2 protein-coding genes are annotated in these 2,170 nt (G+C 38.5%); both read left to right on the forward strand.

Annotation, left to right across the window (positions count from 1 at the left end):
- Nucleotides 1–171 precede the first annotated feature (171 nt).
- Nucleotides 172–1,551 (forward strand): aldehyde dehydrogenase, encoded by a 1,380-nt coding sequence (locus DP116_RS27960; protein WP_169158213.1) that lies wholly within the window; start codon nt 172–174, stop codon nt 1,549–1,551.
- A gap of 80 nt (nt 1,552–1,631) precedes the next feature.
- The coding region (locus DP116_RS27965; RefSeq protein WP_169158214.1) for a hypothetical protein at nt 1,632–2,170 on the forward strand (539 nt) is incomplete at its 3' end.

The following is a 2,170-nucleotide window of genomic DNA, read 5'->3' on the forward strand; positions in this document are numbered from 1 at the left end:
CTGCGGGAGGGTTTCCGACAGCCAGGCGACTGGCGAACCCGGAGGGTAATACGTATGAATACAACGCGCGTATCAATAAGAATTTCATATTAGTCTAAGATAGAAAAAAGCTTTCTTCTGACTTTCAATTACTGAAAAATTGATTCAACTTAGCTAACGAGAACAAAAACAATGATTTCTCAAGAAATATCAATTGCCGATATCATCCGCAAACAACGTGCTTACTTTAATACTGGTCAGACAAAAGACATTAATTTTCGACTTGAACAACTAAAAACTTTAAAACAAGCAGTCACTGAGCAGAAAGACGCAATTACCAACGCACTAAAAGCAGACTTAAATAAACCAGAATTTGAGAGTTATGCAACAGAAATTGGAGTCATCCAAGAAATTAGCCATGCTATCAAGCATATCAAAATTTGGACGAAACCTAAGAAAGCACCTGTTTCCCTGCAATTCTTTCCTGCATCGGCACGCATTTATCCAGAACCGCTAGGAGTGGTTTTAATTATTGGTCCTTGGAATTATCCATTTCAATTAATGATTTCACCATTGGTAGGTGCTATTGCAGCAGGAAACTGTGCAATTCTTAAACCCTCAGAACTGACACCAAATACGTCTCGTCTTCTCAATGAGATGATCAAACAATATTTCGAGCCAGCTTATATTACAGTGGTCGAAGGAGGTGTGCAAACAAGTCAACAATTACTAGCAGAAAAATTTGACCATATCTTTTTCACTGGTGGGACGGCTGTAGGAAAAATAGTCATGGAAGCAGCCGCTAAAAACCTGACACCCGTCACCTTAGAATTGGGTGGAAAGAGTCCTTGTATCGTAGATACTGACATTAACATCGAACACACCGCAAGACGCATTACTTGGGGCAAGTTTCTCAACTGCGGACAAACTTGTATCGCACCAGACTATCTTTTGGTGGATAAAAGCATCAAAGAAAATTTATTAAATGAACTTCATAAATGCTTGCAAGAATTTTATGGAGACAATCCTGCAAAGAGTTCTGATTATCCAAGGATTGTCAATCAAAAACATTTTGACAGATTGGCTCATTTCCTGAAAGAGGGTAAAGTTCGGATTGGCGGAGAAACCAATCCTTCAGAACTTTATATTGCCCCAACAGTGCTTGAGGATGTCTCCTTAACCGGCTCGGTAATGCAGGAAGAAATTTTTGGTCCAATTCTTCCAGTGATAGAATACACGGACATAACAGAAGCAATTGACTTAATTAACTCTAAATCGAAACCCTTGGCTTTATATTTATTTTCTAACAACAAAAATCTGCAACAACAAGTCTTGCAACAAACCTCGTCCGGTGGAGTTTGTATTAACGACACAGTCATACAAGTTGCTGTTTCATCTTTACCATTTGGCGGTGTTGGTGATAGTGGAATTGGCAAGTACCACGGGAAATCCAGTTTTGACACCTTTTCCCATTACAAAAGTGTCTTGCACAATCCCTTCTGGTTGGATTTAAAATGGCGATACGCTCCCTACAAAGACAAGTTATCTACACTGAAGCGACTTATTGGTTAGCTATTTTAGCTGTTAAAGTAAGATTGTCTTCTTAACGTCCAGCTATGGGCGTTTCTTTGTAAGAGAACAAGTACTTCATAATGAGTGACAACTACATCGCACAGCAGAAAAAAATGATCCAACAGGTGAAAGATAGTATCTCTCAAGGGCAAAGTCAATTAAGCATTGTTGAGATGCGAAGTGACTATGAAAACGATGACGCAATTTGTCTAGCATCATTAACTTTTCCGTCAAAAGACATTGCCCAAACAATATCAAAAGAAATCATCGCTCCCTTACAAAGCTTAGATTCTCACCATTTTTATTATTCGAGTGAATGCCTGCATATAACTATTAAAAGTATACGAACTGTCCACAATCCTCCGCTTTTTAAAAACGAAGATGTGGTAAAAGTCCATGAATTATTTACTCAAATAGTTCCAAATTTTAAATCATTCACTTTTAGTTTAGAGGGTTTAATTTTATTTCCAACGAGTGTTTCTCTTGTAGGGTATTGTGATGAGACACTGAGAAAGTTAGTTCAAGCGTTAGATTTGGGCTTAAGAGAAATAGGCGTACCAGATATTGACACTCCCTTGCCTAAAGGCGAAGGGATTCTTGGTTCGTTGACTCGCCGTTA

Source organism: Brasilonema bromeliae SPC951 (assembly GCF_012912135.1).
Lineage (GTDB): Bacteria > Cyanobacteriota > Cyanobacteriia > Cyanobacteriales > Nostocaceae > Brasilonema > Brasilonema bromeliae.

Excerpts from the sequence above, each read along its gene's own strand:
- DP116_RS27960 (WP_169158213.1), top strand. The coding sequence starts at position 172 with ATGATTTCTCAAGAAATATCAATTGCCGATATCATCCGCAAACAACGT.